The 15,046-nt window shown below is 66.9% G+C and carries 14 protein-coding genes and 1 pseudogene; all 15 read right to left on the bottom strand.

Translation table 11 applies throughout. From position 1 onward, the window contains the following. Positions 1–158 (bottom strand): annotated as a pseudogene (gene pduA / locus EFAMC2_RS02270) (propanediol utilization microcompartment protein PduA); the annotation flags it as partial. 147 nt (positions 159–305) lie between these two features. Beyond that, the gene (gene metK, locus EFAMC2_RS02265) at positions 306–1,460 is read right to left on the bottom strand and encodes a methionine adenosyltransferase (protein ID WP_261979988.1); all 1,155 of its coding nucleotides are present in this window, start codon (positions 1,458–1,460) and stop codon (positions 306–308) included. Positions 1,461–1,479: 19 nt separating this feature from the next. Continuing rightward, entirely contained in the window at positions 1,480–2,400 is a 921-nt protein-coding gene (locus EFAMC2_RS02260; protein ID WP_154026594.1) for a glycyl-radical enzyme activating protein, read from the bottom strand. Between the two features lie 59 nt (positions 2,401–2,459). Beyond that, positions 2,460–5,045, bottom strand: coding sequence for a glycyl radical protein (locus tag EFAMC2_RS02255; protein ID WP_154026592.1), 2,586 nt, complete (start codon positions 5,043–5,045; stop codon positions 2,460–2,462). Positions 5,046–5,129: 84 nt separating this feature from the next. Continuing rightward, a complete protein-coding gene (locus tag EFAMC2_RS02250; RefSeq protein WP_315985342.1) occupies positions 5,130–5,933 on the bottom strand; it encodes a DJ-1/PfpI family protein in 804 nt (267 codons plus the stop codon). A gap of 199 nt (positions 5,934–6,132) precedes the next feature. After that, positions 6,133–7,224, bottom strand: a complete 1,092-nt coding sequence (locus EFAMC2_RS02245; protein ID WP_154026590.1) for a helix-turn-helix domain-containing protein — start codon at positions 7,222–7,224, stop codon at positions 6,133–6,135. Positions 7,225–7,226: 2 nt separating this feature from the next. Then, entirely contained in the window at positions 7,227–8,450 is a 1,224-nt protein-coding gene (locus EFAMC2_RS02240; protein WP_154026588.1) for a PocR ligand-binding domain-containing protein, read from the bottom strand. 218 nt (positions 8,451–8,668) lie between these two features. Continuing rightward, on the bottom strand, positions 8,669–9,166 hold the full coding sequence (locus tag EFAMC2_RS02235) for a BMC domain-containing protein (protein ID WP_154026586.1): 498 nt from the start codon (positions 9,164–9,166) through the stop codon (positions 8,669–8,671). A gap of 137 nt (positions 9,167–9,303) precedes the next feature. Then, complete coding sequence (locus tag EFAMC2_RS02230) at positions 9,304–9,909, bottom strand: histidine phosphatase family protein (RefSeq protein ID WP_187325099.1); 606 nt, start codon at positions 9,907–9,909, stop codon at positions 9,304–9,306. Next, positions 9,906–10,328: a bifunctional adenosylcobinamide kinase/adenosylcobinamide-phosphate guanylyltransferase gene (locus EFAMC2_RS02225; protein WP_154026582.1), complete on the bottom strand. Its 423-nt coding sequence runs from the start codon at positions 10,326–10,328 to the stop codon at positions 9,906–9,908. Before EFAMC2_RS02225 ends, EFAMC2_RS02230 begins: the two co-directional genes overlap by 4 nt. Before the next feature lie 32 nt (positions 10,329–10,360). Then, positions 10,361–11,113 carry a propanediol utilization microcompartment protein PduB gene (pduB, locus tag EFAMC2_RS02220; protein WP_154026580.1) on the bottom strand — a complete coding sequence of 251 codons (753 nt, stop codon included), beginning with the start codon at positions 11,111–11,113 and terminating at the stop codon, positions 10,361–10,363. Continuing rightward, positions 11,110–11,955: an adenosylcobinamide-GDP ribazoletransferase gene (locus EFAMC2_RS02215; protein ID WP_154026578.1), complete on the bottom strand. Its 846-nt coding sequence runs from the start codon at positions 11,953–11,955 to the stop codon at positions 11,110–11,112. Before EFAMC2_RS02215 ends, pduB begins: the two co-directional genes overlap by 4 nt. Next, on the bottom strand, positions 11,940–12,575 hold the full coding sequence (locus EFAMC2_RS02210) for a bifunctional adenosylcobinamide kinase/adenosylcobinamide-phosphate guanylyltransferase (RefSeq protein WP_154026576.1): 636 nt from the start codon (positions 12,573–12,575) through the stop codon (positions 11,940–11,942). The genes EFAMC2_RS02215 and EFAMC2_RS02210 overlap by 16 nt, the downstream gene beginning before the upstream one ends. After that, positions 12,572–13,624 carry a nicotinate-nucleotide--dimethylbenzimidazole phosphoribosyltransferase gene (cobT, locus tag EFAMC2_RS02205; protein ID WP_154026574.1) on the bottom strand — a complete coding sequence of 351 codons (1,053 nt, stop codon included), beginning with the start codon at positions 13,622–13,624 and terminating at the stop codon, positions 12,572–12,574. The genes EFAMC2_RS02210 and cobT overlap by 4 nt, the downstream gene beginning before the upstream one ends. Positions 13,625–13,761: 137 nt before the next feature. Beyond that, complete coding sequence (locus EFAMC2_RS02200) at positions 13,762–14,967, bottom strand: acetate/propionate family kinase (protein WP_154026572.1); 1,206 nt, start codon at positions 14,965–14,967, stop codon at positions 13,762–13,764. Positions 14,968–15,046 lie beyond the last annotated feature (79 nt).

The following is a 15,046-nucleotide window of genomic DNA, read 5'->3' as shown; positions in this document are numbered from 1 at the left end:
GCGCCCACGTCGCCGCGGACCATGACGGTCACCAGGCCGCTTCCGATCTTCTCGTAGCCGACCAGCGTCACGTTGGCCGACTTGCACATGGAGTCGGCGGCCTCGATGGCACCGACGAGTCCCTTGGTCTCGACCATTCCGAGTGCTTCGCTCTGCATTGTGGTGCTCCCTTCGCTGTGGCAGGATCGCGGGGATGCGAGCCTGCCTTGCTTCCTACTCGTATATCCTATGTCATCCGGGCAAGCCCGGTTGGGTCCTTGTACGTGCCGTGCCGTCGCCCCTGCCGCGCAGTCGCGGCCGAAGCGCTACCAGGCGCGTCTGAGGGCCGAACGAATCCGGCCGGGGTCGCGCTCCTCCCACGCGAAGCCCTCCCCCTCGCGGCCGAAGTGCCCATAGGCCGCCGTCTTGAGGAACTGGGGACGCGTGAGACCAAGCTCCGCGATCATGCCCGAGACCGTGAGCGGGTAGGCCGCGCGGACAGCACGCTCGAGCTCGCAGGCCTCGACGCACCCGGTCCCAAACGTCTCGACGTTGACCATCACCGGCTCGATCTGCCCAATCGCGTAGGCGACGGAGACCTCGCAGCGCGTGGCAAGGTGGGCGGCAACGATATCCTTGGCGACCTTGCGGGCCATATACGCGCCGGTGCGGTCCACCTTCGTGGGATCCTTGCCGGAGAACGCGCCGCCTCCGTGGTGAGCAACCCCGCCATAGGTGTCGACGATGATCTTGCGGCCGGTCAGGCCGGTGTCGCCGGCGGGCCCTCCGAGCACGAAGCGGCCCGTCGGGTTCACGAGCACGCGCGTCTCGGGCGTGAGCAGCCTGCCCACCACCGGCAGAACGACCCGCTCGAGCACGCCCTCGACGACCTCACGCTGCGAGACGTCGTCGTCGTGTTGAGCGGAGACCAGGACGCTCTCGAGCGCCACGGGCCGGCCGTTCTCGTCGAAGCCACATGACACCTGCGTCTTGCCGTCGGGCCGCAGCCACGAGAGCTCATGGCCGTGGCGCGCGTCGGCGAGCCGGCGGGCGAGCGCATGGGCCAGCGCGACGGAGGCCGGCATGAGCGTCGGCGTCTCGTCGCAGGCATAGCCGTACATGATGCCCTGGTCGCCCGCACCGAGTTCGCGTCCGCGCTCGACGCCTTGCGCGATGTCGGGGGACTGCGCGCGGATGAGCTGGCGCACGGAGCAGGTGGCGGAGTCGAAGCCGAGCGCCGGGCACACGTACCCGATGCGGCGCATCACGTCGCGGGCCACACGCTCAACGTCGAGCGCGGCCGTCGTGGTGACCTCCCCGGCGATGGTGAGGCCGTTGCCGCAGGCAAGCGTCTCCACGGCCACGCGGGCGTGGGGGTCATCGGCCAGGCAGGTGTCGAGGATGGCGTCTGACACCTGGTCGCATACCTTGTCGGGATGCCCCTCGGTTACGGACTCCGAGGTCTGGTGACGAACGATCACGTTGCTCCCTCCCCTCTTCCTAGCCGCCGATGACGCAATCGAGCCCATGGGCCCGCACGATCTTCGCGAGCTCCTCGGCCTCCTCGATGGAGAGCGGGGGCGTTTCGCCCATGGGGTAATCCTTGCTGAGCATGTGGTACTTGCCCTCCCCGAGCGTGTGGTACGGGAGGATGTCGATCTCCCTCACGCCGTGCAGGTGCTCGGCGATTCTGCAGGTGTCCTCGACGCTCTGCGGGCTGTTGTTGACGCCGGGGATCGTCGGGATGCGGATAATCGTGTGCGCGAGGTTCGAGATGAGGATCGCGTTGTCGAGAATCCGCTTATTGGGCACGCCCGTCCACTCCTCGTGGACGTCGGAGTAGGGCGACTTGATGTCGAGCAGCACCGTGTCCACCCAGGGAATCACCTTCGCGATGACCTCGCGGTGCACGTAGGCGGCCGTCTCGATCGCCGTCGTCCAGCCGCGCTCCTTGCAGGCCTTGAGCAGCTCGGCCGCAAACACCGGCTGCATGAGCGGCTCACCGCCCGACAGCGTGATGCCGCCGCCCGAGCGCGCGTACTGCTTGGAGTCTTTCTCGAGCTGCTTCATGGTCTCGGAGACCGTGACGCGCTTGCCCTTAAGGATCATGCCGTCGCGCAGCCAGTCGTCCTCGTCCTGGTCGGTGACACCCCCAAGCTCGGCGAGCTTGACGATGTGCAGAGGCGTCTGCTTGGACTCGGCGGCCCGTTCGGCAGCCTTCGGGTCGTCGAACATGAGCTCCGGGTTGGGGTTTTGCGACTCGGGGTTCGCGCACCACTTGCAGCGCATCGGGCACCCTTTGAGGAACACGATCGTGCGGATGCCCGGGCCGTCGTGCACGGAGAAGCGCTGTATGTTGAAGACGATGCCGGTCGCATCGAAGTCGACGCTCGTCTCTGTCGTGGGTTCAGGCTTGGGCATGGGTATGGATTCCTCTCGGGAGGCCCCGCGATCACGCGCCCGCGGGGCCCGAAGCTTGGTTACATGTTCTGCTCGGTACGGCTGATGATGTCGTCCTGGACTTCCTTGGCGAGGGTGACGAACTGCGCGGAGTAACCGGCCACGCGGACGACGAGGTCCCTGTGCTGCTCGGGGTGCTTCTGCGCGTCGATCAGGGTCTCGCGGCTGATGACGTTGAACTGCACGTGCATGCCCTTGTGGTCGAAGTAGCTGCGCACCACGGCGGCGAAGTTCTTGAGGCCCTGGTCACCGGCGACCGCAGGCGGATTGAACTTCATGTTGTAGAGCGTGCCGTTCGAGGCGATGCAGTGGTCGAGCTTGGCGACGGAGTTCGTGGCGGCGGTGGGACCGTTCACGTCCTTGCCCTGGCGCGGCGAGACTCCGTCGGCGAGCGGGGCCTTGGCGAGGCGGCCGTCGGGGAGGGCGTTGACGTCCTTGCCGAACAGCACGTTCGCGGAGACCGGGTAGACGCCGGCCTGGAACTGGCCACCGCGCGGGTTCTTGTACTTCTCGACCTCCTGGCAGTAGATCTGGGCGCACTTGCGGGCCACGAAGTCGACGGCGTCGATGTCGTTGCCGAAGCTGTCCGTGTGGTCAAGGAGGCGGCGGACGGCCTCGTAGTCACCGGAGGGGGCGGCGGTGCTGCCAGAGAGGCTGCTCACGACAGCGCTCTTGATGGAGTCGGTGCTGGCGCCGCTGCCGAGCTGGGCGAGGACCTTCGCCACGGCAGCGGCCACGTCGGCCTCGGTGAGCGAGGAGGTGCTGGCGGCCGTGCTGCCCTGGGCGAGGGCCTCCTCGCGGGCCTTGCCAGAGATCGCAGGCGACAGGCCCTCGTTGATGTCATGGCCGAAGTTGTGGTCGAGCGCGTCCTTGAGCTGCTCCATCGTGATCTTGCCATCCTCGAAGACGTTCTTCTCGATGGCGTAGACGGAGTCGCCCGTGTCGGCCACGCCGAAGGCCTGGGGACCGGTGAAGTTGTAGATGGCGCCGCCCTCCTGGCACGACTTGCCGCGGCCGATGCAGTCGTCCACCATGGCGGACTCGAAGGGCAGCGGGCAGTTGCGCATGTGGGCGTAGTCAACGCAGTTGTCGGCCTCGGCGAGATGGAAGACGAAGTACTTCATCTGCTCGCGGAAGGCGGCATAGAGGTCGTCGAGGTTCTTCCAGGTCGTCATGTCGGGCGTGACGGGGCCGAGCTGCTTGTCGCCGACCTTGCCGCCGTGCAGCGTGATGTCGAGGACCTTGGCCACGTTGAAGAAGGCCGCGTCATGCCAGCCGTCCGTCTTGTGGGGCACCTGGGGCTCCACGCAGCCAATGATGCAGTAGTTGCGCGCGTCGCGCAGGGACACGCCGCGGTTCACGAGGGCCGGGATGATGACCTCGTCGTTGTACATTGCCGGCACGCCCATGCCGAGGCGCGCGAGCTCGCAGGCGCGGTACAGGAACTCGTCGGGCGTGTCCTGCCACACGCGGATGGAGAACGACGGCTGGGGCAGGCGCACGTGCGCGGAGGCCTCCATGGCCATGTAGGACATCTCGTTGGTGGCGTCGAGGCCCTCCTCGTTCTGGCCGCCCACGCCCAGGTTCTGGAAGACGGCGTAGCCGGCGAAGGCCTGCGCGGAGACCTCGTCACGAGTCTTGTTGATGTCGTTGAGCTTCACCCAGATGCAGTCCACGAGCTCCTGGGCGAAGTCCTTGGAGATGGTGTTGTCGGCCTCGTAGTAGGGATACATGTACTGGTCGAAGCGGCCCGGCGAGATGGAGTGGCCGTTGGACTCCATCTGCATCATGAGCTGGATGAACCAGAAGCTCTGGCAGGCCTCCCAGAAGTTCGTCGCGCCGTACTCCGGCACGCGGGTGCAGTTGGAGGCAATGGTGAGCAGCTCCTGCTTGCGCTGCGGGTCGGTGCAGGTGGAGGCGAGCTCGGCGGCCTTGTCGGCGTAGCGGTGCGCGAAGTTGATCGCCGCGTTGTACGTGATGATGACCGCGTTGTAGAACTGCTCCTTCTGGATGTAGGAGGGGTCGGAGGTATCGAGGTTCTGCATCGCGGCGACGGTGTCGGCGAGGATGCCGCGGAAGCCGACCTTCAAGATCTTGCCGTAGTCGACACAGACGTGGCCGATGCCGCCGTAGAAATAGTTGCCCACGGTAAAGACGCCGTTGTTGATGCAGTCGAGGGTCTCGGGCGACATGAGCGACTCGGCGTACTCCGAGTTGGTCTTGCCCTTCCAGTACTTGAAGGCCTCGTGCAGGCGCTCGGCGGTCTCCTTCGGGATCTGGAAGGGGTCGGCCATGCGCGTGCCCATGGTCTCGTACTCCTTCTCGACCCAGTCGTAGGAGAACTCTACGCCGATGTCGGTCGAGCGCGGGTGGATGGTCTTAGAGCCGACCACGAGCTCGTCGTCGCGGATGATGACGGGGAACTCGTTGAAGAGCTTCTCGTTCACCTTGGCGCGACGCAGGATTGACGAGAGGTTCTCGCTCTCCCTGTACGCCTCGGTGACCAGCTCGACGCGCTCGGCCTCAACGTAGGGCGTCGCGTCGAGAATCTGGTTGCGCAAGCGATCAACGCGCGCGGTCGGCTTGCTAAAACCCTTTTCGATCATGTACTCCTCCTTCGTCATGCACTGCGCTTTGACGAGTGCTGCCGTATGACGTGAGACGCGCCGGGGTTGGTGCGTCCTAGGAACCTAGGGTGTGGTGCGGATGGCCAGGGTGCCGACAGGCATGCCTGCCGCTCGAGCCGGGGCCTCGCGGGTGACTCGGACGCCAAGCAAGTTGGCAAATTCCGCCAGGAGCGTCTGGTGGCCGGGCCAGGCCGGCGAGGTGACGAGCATGCCGTCACGCACGGTCTCGGTGGGAGCCACCTTCACGTACGTGCCGCCCGCCGCACGAACCTCCGGAGCGACGGCCGCGTAGCAGGTGAGCTTGCGGCCGCGCACGACGTCGGCCGCCGTGAGCACCTGGATGCCATGGCAGATGGCCGCCACGGGCAGCCCCAGCGCGAACGCGGCGCGCACGAGCGCGAGCACGTCCTTGTTGAGCCGCAGGTACTCGGGAGCGCGCCCACCAGCGAGATAGAGTCCGTCATAGCGAGAGGGCTGCGCGACGGCCTCGGCAAAGCTCGCGGTGAGCGCAAAGCGGTGCCCAGGTGCCTCGGCGTAGGTCTGGTCGCCAAGGAAATCGTGGACCGCGGTCTTGATCGTGTCGCCGCATGCCTTGCACGGGCAGACGACGTCGACGTCCACGCTGAGCATGCCAAGGGCTTGGTAAGGGACCATGACCTCGTAATCCTCCGCGAAGTCGCCCACGAGCATGAGCACGCGCGGTGCGGGCACGAGGGACGCTTCAGGCGTTGGAGACGCGAAGGATGCGGCGTGGGCGCCGGAAGCGAAGGGGTCGTCGCCTGTGGGGGAATGGACCTCGCGCGCGACAGACGGGTCTGCGAGCATCTCGCAGGCGAGCCTCACGATGCGTTGCCGATCAAAACCCATCTCTCATCCCCTCTCGCTCGACCATGCACCGCCGGCACATCTGGTAGCTTCCTGGCTGACGAGGTCATCTTATGAGAGGGGGAAGAACACAATCTTATTGCTCAGACTTAATTTATCGCCCACGGAAGCGCACATGGGTACTTATTTGTTACCAAAGTAAGGTTAGGTGCGCGTGGCGTCCGTATTGTCACCAGAGAGGCTAGGAACGCGTGGCGGCCGTATCTGCGAGGTGCTTGTCGCGAAACTCCGTGGGTGGGAGCCCCACGGCCTTCTTGAACGTCTTACTAAAGTAGCTCGGACGCGAATAGGAAAGCTCGTTGGAGATCTGGACGACGCTGAGGCCGCTCTGCAGGAGCATGCGTCGGGCAAGCGCCATCTTGTGCTCGGTGAGGTAGGTGACGTAGTTCTTACCCACCTCGCGCTTGAAGTACTTGCTGAAGTAGCTCGGCGACATGTTGGCGAACCCGGCCGCGTCAGCAAGGCTGAGGTCGAGGCGCACGTTGCGGTCTATGTAGTTGCGAATGCGCTGCACGTCGCTCACGCCCCGGGCGCGCTCGTCGGCCACACCGTCGAAAATCCTGCCCACGAGCTGCTCGAAGGCGCACGTCACGTCATAAAGGCCGTGCGGCTGGCTCAGCTTGAACCGTAGCGTCGCCTTGAGGCGGTCGCGGTCATCGTGCAGCGACTCGGGCGCGACGTCGTAGACTACGTCCACGAGCCTCAACACATCAGCCTCTATCTGGGCCTGGCTGCGGGCGCACTCCCAGCTGAACTCGAGGTAGCTCCTCAGCACGTCGACGCACTGCGCGTAGCGAAGGGCGTGCAGCTGCTCGCTGAGGTGCTGGCTCACGGCCGCGGCGCGGCACTCGGAGTCATCGGGGGCACATGCGGCGATCGCATCCCGTCCCGCGCTGGGGACGGAGCCAAGCTCGCCCAGCTGCGCGGATATGCAGCGTACGAGGAGCTCGGGGCGCACGGGGCGCACGAAGTACGAGCTCACGCCCAAGAGCGCCACGCTGTTGGCCACCGAGTACAGCGGAACCGAGGAGACGACGACGAACCGCGTGGCCGGCGACACCTCCTTGACCCAGCGCAGGAACCCAAGGGTGCTGTAATCAAACGACGCGAGCAGGGAGACGAGGACCCGCACCCCCTCGAGCGAGACGGCGCGGAGGGTGTCCCTACGACTTGCAGAGACAAAGAGGCAGGCATCGGGCAGCGCCTCGCCCACCCTCTTGGCGACAAGCTCGCGCTCGAGGTTCTCCGGCCCGCAGACCATGACGTCATACATGCCTAGGACACCCCCAGATACGGGAGGCGAAACGAGATGATGGCACCGTTGGGGCCGCTGGGATGGGGGCGCGCCGTAATGCTCGAGGCTCCCCTCGTGAGCCGGGAGAGGTTCCGGTCGGCAAACTCGAGCGAGAAGCGGCCGGCCGGCTCCTCCTCGAAGGCGTCGGAGACGTCGGACACCGAGAGGCCGCGCTCCGCGATCTGCACGACGACCCAGTCGCCGTCCTCCTCGGCCACCAGGTCGATGGAGCAGGCCTCCTCCGGGCTGCCCATCACGGTGCCGATAATGGCCATGACTATGGGGTCGAGCGTCATGAACGGGCACGAGGCCGTGCGATAGCGCTCGGGGACCTTGACGGAGTGCTGAAGCGTGTCGCCACGCCAGGCCTGGTAGACGCGCAGCAGCGCCTCCATGTGGGCGAGCTCGTCGCCCAGCGTCACGATGGGGGTGCTGGTGTCGATCAGGTAGTGGATGATGTCGGCGAAGTCGAGCGTGGCCGCGTCGGTGCGCGCGGCGCCCTCCTTGCAGGCCAAGCAGTGGATGGCATTGAGCGCGTAGTTGGCGTGGCGGCATACCTCGTCGCGCCTCGATGCGTCGTAGTCGCGCTTGCGCAGGGCCACCTCGAGCTCCTCGCGGGCTTCGCGCTCGGCGTTGAGCTGCTCGTTCTTCTCCTGGATGAGCGACGCGTCGCTCTCGGAAGTCGAGAGGTCCGAGCCCACCGCATAGGTCACGAGCGAGCGGAGCGTCTGCACGGTAGCCCAGAGCCGGTCATAGCTCACCGTGACGGTCTTGCCCCAGGCCCGGGCGAGCTGCTCGGCAAGCTGCTGATCGTCGACGAGCGAGTCGCGCGGGGAGATGATGGTCTCAAGGTCTGCGGGCTCGTCGGCAAGCCGCACCTGCCCGCCAAGTACCGCGCCCACGTAGGCGCCCTTCACGATGATGGGCACCGCAAGGTCGACGAGGCCCGCGTGGCACTTGTAGATGCAGGCCTCGCCCATGAGCGTGGAGCGGATGCCGCCCTGTGCGTCGCAGCGCTCGCACAGCAGCTTGAACTTGGGGTTGGAACGGCCGATGAGGCAGTGCTCGGAGAAACCACTGTAGCGCGTGACAGGAACGCCACGGTAGTCGACGGTGACGAGAGCGACGCCTGTGGCCGCCGAGCAGCTGTCTTGGATGCGCTGGAGATGCTCGAGGTCAACAAAGTCTGCGATACTGCTCTGCATCAAGACACTCCCAGCGGGCGAATACGGTTTACCAAATCGTTACAGGAGTATATAAAGTACTTCTCGAACCCAAGGTGCCATTATTTTGCAATTATCGGGCACTATTTTGACCGTCAGTCACAAAAAACGTCGCAAAAAGAAGCCGCGGCCGGCTGCCCCGTCATGTGCGACGTGGCAGCCGGCCGCGGCTGTCTCACAAAGGGCTTGGCGCCCAAGGCTCAGCTCGTGGTGATCTCGGCGGGGAGGCTGATGCCGGAGATGTGGGTGCCCAGCCAGGCGATAGACGACTGCATGGCGCTGCGCACCGCAGAGAACGTGCCCGTGAGCATGATGGTGCCCATGAAGCGGTCGGCGATCTGGATGTCGACGTTGGAGGACTTGGCCATAAGGTCGACGATGACCGGGAGCAGCTCGACCGGCATGCAGTTGACGAGGCCGAGGGCCACCTTCTCGGGATCGGGGAAGGGGCCAAGCTGAAGGTCCTCGAGAATCCAGGGGTTTGGGTGGGCGAGGATGTGCGCAAAGGTCACCTGCAGGCCGGAGACGAACTCCGTGCGGATATGCAGCTTGCCCTCGTAGACGAAGCCGAAGTCATCCATAGAGCCCCGGGAGAGGTCATAGCCCTCGCCCTTTGGGGGAGCCGGGGCGACCTGCGTGTCAGCGGAGTCCCGCGATGGCACGGCCACCGAGCCCTGATCGGCATCGCTGTTCGACATAGACCTCACCCCCACTCCCTACTTTTTCCCATCATACCAAGCGCCTCCACGGGAAACGTCTGTCGCCCGTCACGAAGACAAAAACCAGCCCACCCGGAGCACGAAAGTGCCAACCGGCAAGGGCTAGCCGGCGCCCTCTAGAGCTCGCTCATTTCCCGCAGCATGCCATCAGTCCCAAGCTCGGCAAGGTAGCCGCAACAGCATGCCACGTGCCAGGAGAAGTAGGACCGTGCCGGCCGCGCGAATGCCTCCATCGCCGCCATGACGGTGCCCCCATGCGCAACGACGCAGCACGTCTCGGCACCCAGCTCGGTGGCCTGCGAGAGTGCGCTGCGCACGGCGTCGCACGAGCGTTCGGAAAATGCGGCGCGAGACTCACCCTGCGGGCACGCGCCCTCGCACATCCCCTCGACCCAAGACCGGTAGCGCTCGTCTCCGCTCAGCTCGTCGGCGGTCTTGCCCTCAAACGCCCCGAAGCGCATCTCCCGCAGGCCGTCGAGGCACACCTGCTCGATGCCGGGAAACAGCAGGTCTGCCGTCTGGGAGGCACGCACGAGCGGGCTCACCCAGACGCGAGGCGGCTGCGCGGCGCCCGCGTGCGCAAGCTCACGGGCCAGCTCGGGGGCCTTGGCGCGGGCACAGGCGATGCCTCCGGCACACAGCGGCTCGTCGGTGTCACCGCCAATGTAGCAGCGCCCGAGGTTGCCGGCCGTCTGCGCATGCCGCAGGATGACGAGCCTCACAGCGTCCCCTCCGCACCGGCGGCGCTCCCGCAGCAGGGAGCGACCCCACCGCCCCGAATACCCTCGAGCCGTCCCTTGAGGGGCACCGGGACGCCGCAGACCATGCGGATGACGACACGAGCGCGTGCGGCAAGCTCGATTGCGAGCCTCCCGGCCAGCTCGCGCTCGCGGCGCGCATCCGCGTCGACGGGCACGACGCCCGACCCCACCTCGCATGAGATGACGCAGGACTTGTCCGCGAGCGCGTCCGCGACCGCGCGAACACGCTCGGGCGTCATGTCGCATGAGACAAGGTCCTGCGCGTTGTAGACGACGGGGCGCTCGTCAAGCGCGGCATCGGCCATCTGGGCATCGACAAAGCCGAGCGAGCGGGCAAGCGTCCGCTTGCCCGAGGCGATGCCCCCCACGATCAAGATCATCCGGTCTCCTTCCCGGCTCGCGTCGCAGGTCCTCACAGCGTTGGCGTGCCAGCAGGCTTGGGGGCGTAGGAGGGCTCCAGTGCTCCCAGCGCGCAGAGCCCGGCCTCGCGTCCCGTGAGCACCGCCGTGTGCACCGCCGCCGTGGCACCCGTGAAGAAGGTGATGACCTCGTTGGAATAGCTGATGCCGTGTGCCGGGGAGAGCATCTGCGTGACCTCGATGGCGGCGGCCTTTGCGGCGGCGTCGGCCATGATGATTCCCACGGGCGCGGGCGCCCCCACCATGATCGCAAACGCCTGGCCTCGAGGAGCTCCGAAGGCGCCGGCAAGCACCTCCCCGGCCTGAGCGCTGAACTGACACTCCACATGCCCTGCCGGGTTGGTGAAGACGTTGCCCATCGTGGCGTCCCGCACGCCGGTGAGAGTGAGCTCGCAGGCACGCACGGCGTCTGCGGCCGTCTGGGCACCCAGGAACAAGAGCGTGCCGGGACCCGCGTCGCCCTCGGTGTCACGGGGCATCTCGAGATGGATGAACGACGTATCGGTGGCCTTCACGGCCTCGTCGGCCGCGAAGCACTGGGGCGCCGCGGCCACGCGGGAGCCAATGACGCACAGGCTGTCGAGGTGCGCGTCAACGCCGAGGGGTGCACGCATCGCAGGGTCAAGCGCCGTGAGCGCAAGGGCGATCGTGTGGCCGGGTGCCACGCCAACAAACTCGCGCGGGGTCTGCGCACAGAGCCGAGCCAGCGCACGCTGGGCGGCGACGGGAGAATCGAGCAAGCTCATACGCCCACCCCCATCGCCGAGAGGTGCAGGCCCACCACGAGGCACCACGCCATGACCAGCTCAGCCATCTGGAGGAACCATCCCGCGAGGTCGCCGCTCATGCCCCCAAACTCCCGGCGCGCCAGGCGCCGCACGGCCGCCAGGCACGCGAGGTCGCAGGCGGCCATGGCAGCACCGAGCACGCCCACAAGGCCCACGAGCGCGACCGCGCAACATGCGAACTCGATGCCGAGAACAACGAGCGCGTGGCGCGCGTCGGCGCTCTCGGAGAACATCGCGAGCATGCCGTGCTCGGAGCTCTTGGGAAACGCGAGCGTGGCAACGCCCGAGAGGCAGCGGCTCGCAACAGGCACGAGCGCCAGGGCCCACACTGGGCCCGGCAGGCCGAGGGTTCCAGCATGGGGCACAAGGCCCACGAGCTCGTCGAGCGCGGCGACGTGCGCCAGCAGGTAGGCCATAACCCCCATGACCGCGAAGGCGCCCACCCGGGGGTCCTTGAGGATCTCGCGCTTGCGCGCAGGCTCGGCATGGCTCGAGAGCGCGTCACAGACGTCGCAAAGGCCGTCGAGGTGTATGCCGCCCGTTATGGCTAGGGGCACGAGGACAAGGCCGACGCCCGTGCTCAGCGAGCCAAGCCTCAGCGCGCCCGCGAGCAGCCACCAGCAAACCTGAACGACGCCCACAAGGGCACCCACCACCGGGAAGGCGGCCATCATGTAGCGCATGTTGGCGCCGTCCCAATCAAGCGTGGGCACGGGTACCTTGCTGAACAGGGCAAACGCCATGCCCACAGACCTGAAGGCCAGATGGCAGGCCCCACCTTGCCCTACGCGTCCATCCACTCGGGACTCCCCTCACCCAGCTTGAGCGCCTGCGCACAGCCGGCCGCGACCTCGAACACGGCGTCGAACTCCGCGGCCATCAGGCAGTTCGCACGCCCCAGCGCGCGCTGGTACACCTTGGTCTCGGTGGCGTAGGAGCTGCCGTCGGCCCCCACCTCGTTCGAGACTACCACGAGGTTGGCGCATTGCGAGCCGATCGCCCGCACGCCCTCCAAGACACGCCCCGCAAGCTCGCGGGCGTCGTCGAGCACAACCCAGCCGCCCTGTCCATCCTGGGAGAACTGGAGGTTTGCGCAGACGTTGCCGGCACACTCGAGCAGCACCGTGGAGGCGCCCGCGCCATCGGCAAGCCCGGTCGCGTCGCCGGCGACGCGACGGGCCGCCAGGGACTGCTCCACCGCGGAGGCAAGGTCGAGCGCGCCATAGGCGCCAAAGCGCTCCACCGTCACGAACCCAGCGCCCGCGCGCTGCGCGCGATGCCGCTCGATGCGCGCGGCCGCATCCTGACCAAAGGGCTGCATCGTGGCGATGTAGACAAGAGGCGTGCCAAACCTGTGGCACAGCCCCTCGGCAAAGCGTGACTTGCCCGAGCCAGAACCGCCTGTGACGAGGACCCTCACGAGAGGTCACGCTTATAGGCGTCGATGCCGGTGGTGGCGAAGGTGGTACCGTTGTAGAGCGCAAGCGCCATGTCGAGCATGGGCAGCAGGCACACGGCACCCGTACCCTCGCCGAGGCGCAGACCGCCGCGAATGGGCGGGTCAAGCTCGAGCGCGCTGGCCACGAGCTGGCTCGCAGGCTCGGCGCTCAGGTGCGAGGCGATGAGGTAGGGCCGGCAGGCCGGCGAGATGCGCACGGCGACGAGCGCCGCGACCATGCTCACGAAGCCGTCGAGGACGACGGGGACGCGGTGCGCCGCGGCGCCCAGGCACAGACCCGCAAGCCCCGCGATGTCAAGGCCGCCCACCTTCGCGAGCGCGTCGACGGGGTCGTCCGGATCGGGCGCGGTGAGCTTGAGGGCGCGCTCGATGACCTCAACCTTGCGCGTAAGTCCCGCGTCGGTGAGCCCGGCTCCGCGCCCCGTCACGCGGGCGGGGCTCACGCCCAGCAGCACGGAGGTCAACGCACTCGAGGTCGTGGTGTTGCCGATGCCCATCTCGGCGCACAGCAAGATGTCGTAGCCGTCTGCCGCGAGCGAGCCCGCGAGCTCGGCGCCGACCATCACGGCCCGCTCGGACTGCTCGCGGCTCATGGCCGCCCCACGCACGAGGTCGTGCGTACCGCGCATGACGTTGCGGTCGAGCACGCCCTCGACCGAGGTGGCGATGCCGATGTCGACCGGCACGACGTCGGCTGAGGCGACCTTGGCCATGACGCAGACGCTCGAGCGGCGCAGCGCCATGTTGCGGGCCACCGCCGCCGTGACCTCCTGACCCGACTGCGTGACCCCCTCGGCAACCACGCCGTTGTCGGCGCAAAACGCCACGATGGCCCGCTTGGCGAGCGAGACGCGCGCGCTTCCCGTGATGGCGGCGATCTGCGCGATGTCGTCTTCGAGCACGCCCAGGCTGCCTATGGGCTTGGCGATGGAGTCCCAGTGGTCACGGGCGCGCTTGCGCGCGTCATCGCTGGGCTGGGAAATCTTGGCTGCGAGCTCGTCGAGACCCATGGGTCCTCCTGGGTAGGCACGGAAGAAGGGGCCGCAAGGCCCGCCGTGGCGGGCGCCTGCGACCCCAGGGAACGCATGTGCAAGGGAGGCCGGGTTCGGACCCCGGAGCCCGAACCCGGCCTACCGTGGAGCCTAGGCTAGGCGAGCGACTCACCGTTGGCAAGCGCTACGGTATCGGAGGCGATCATGATCTCCTCGTTCGTGGGGATCACGAGCACCTTGACAGTGGAGTCAGCCGTGGAGATGACCTTCTCCTCGCCATGCACGCCAGCGTTGACAGCCTCGGCGACGTGGGCGCCGAGGAACCCAAGGCGCTTGCAGGCGGCCAGGCGCACGCGCGCGTCGTTCTCGCCGACGCCGGCCGTGAACACGATGCCGTCGATGCCACCCATGGCCGCGGCGTAGGAGCCGATGAGCTTCGAGACGTGGTAGCAGAAGACGTCGAGGGCCTCCTGGGCGCGCTTGTTGCCGCGGTCGGCCTCGGCCTCGACGTCACGGAAGTCGCTCGAGACGCCCGAGATGCCCAGCATGCCCGACTTCTTGTTGAGGACCTCGTCGACCTCGCCATGGTTGAGTCCGAGCTTTTCCTGCAAAAAGCCGAGGATGAACGGGTCGATGTCGCCGCAGCGCGTGCCCATCGGAAGGCCGGCGCCCGGGGTGAAGCCCATCGAAGTGTCGACGGAAACGCCGCCGTCAACGGCGGTGATGGAGGAGCCGTTGCCGAGGTGGCAGGTCACGAGCTTGAGCTCGGAGAGCGGCTTGCCCATGAGCTCGGCGGCACGAGCCGCGACATAGCGGTGCGAGGTGCCGTGGAAGCCGTAGCGGCGCACGGCGTACTTCTCGTAGTACTCGTAGGGAAGCGCGTAGAGGAAGGCCTCGGCGGGCATGGTCTGGTGGAACGACGTGTCAAAGACGGCGACTTGCGGGACGTCGGCGCCCATAAGTTCGATGCAGCTCTTGATGCAGTTGATCTCGGGGCCGTTGTGGAGCGGCGCGAGCTCGATGAGGCTCTCGAGGCGGGCCATCGTCTCGGGCGTCACGAGCACCGAGGTCTTGAAGTCTCCGCCGTGGGCCACGCGGTGACCGGCCGCGTCGACCTCGGAAAGGCTCTTGATGACACCGTGCTCGGAGTCAGTGAGGGCAGCGAAGACGGCCTCCATGGCCTCCTTGTGCGTGGGCATGGCCACGTTCGCGTCGAAGGTAACGTCACCGCGCTTGTGAACGAGGTGTCCGTCGATGCCGATGCGCTCGCAGAGGCCCTTGGCCAGCACCCCCTTCGTGTCGTAGTCAATGAGCTGGTACTTGAGCGACGAGCTGCCTGCGTTAACTGCGAGAACCTTCATGTTGGGGCAAAACCCTTCCTTTGGGCGGCGCCGATTCACAACGCCGCATGGACGAAGAACTTGGGCCGGCTCGCACTCG

Source organism: Olsenella uli (assembly GCF_901212655.1).
In the GTDB taxonomy this organism is placed as follows: domain Bacteria; phylum Actinomycetota; class Coriobacteriia; order Coriobacteriales; family Atopobiaceae; genus Parolsenella; species Parolsenella uli_A.
The sequence above is the reverse complement of the archived record's forward strand: the minus strand, read 5'-3'. Positions and strand labels throughout refer to the sequence as shown.

Bases quoted from the DNA above. Each gene is read 5' to 3' on its own strand.
- EFAMC2_RS02260 (WP_154026594.1), bottom strand. From the start codon at position 2,400: ATGCCCAAGCCTGAACCCACGACAGAGACGAGCGTCGACTTCGATGCG.
- EFAMC2_RS02255 (WP_154026592.1), bottom strand. From the start codon at position 5,045: ATGATCGAAAAGGGTTTTAGCAAGCCGACCGCGCGCGTTGATCGCTTG.
- EFAMC2_RS02250 (WP_315985342.1), bottom strand. From the start codon at position 5,933: ATGGGTTTTGATCGGCAACGCATCGTGAGGCTCGCCTGCGAGATGCTC.
- EFAMC2_RS02245 (WP_154026590.1), bottom strand. From the start codon at position 7,224: ATGTATGACGTCATGGTCTGCGGGCCGGAGAACCTCGAGCGCGAGCTT.
- EFAMC2_RS02240 (WP_154026588.1), bottom strand. From the start codon at position 8,450: ATGCAGAGCAGTATCGCAGACTTTGTTGACCTCGAGCATCTCCAGCGC.
- EFAMC2_RS02235 (WP_154026586.1), bottom strand. From the start codon at position 9,166: ATGTCGAACAGCGATGCCGATCAGGGCTCGGTGGCCGTGCCATCGCGG.
- EFAMC2_RS02225 (WP_154026582.1), bottom strand. From the start codon at position 10,328: ATGATCTTGATCGTGGGGGGCATCGCCTCGGGCAAGCGGACGCTTGCC.
- pduB (WP_154026580.1), bottom strand. From the start codon at position 11,113: ATGAGCTTGCTCGATTCTCCCGTCGCCGCCCAGCGTGCGCTGGCTCGG.
- cobT (WP_154026574.1), bottom strand. From the start codon at position 13,624: ATGGGTCTCGACGAGCTCGCAGCCAAGATTTCCCAGCCCAGCGATGAC.
- EFAMC2_RS02200 (WP_154026572.1), bottom strand. From the start codon at position 14,967: ATGAAGGTTCTCGCAGTTAACGCAGGCAGCTCGTCGCTCAAGTACCAG.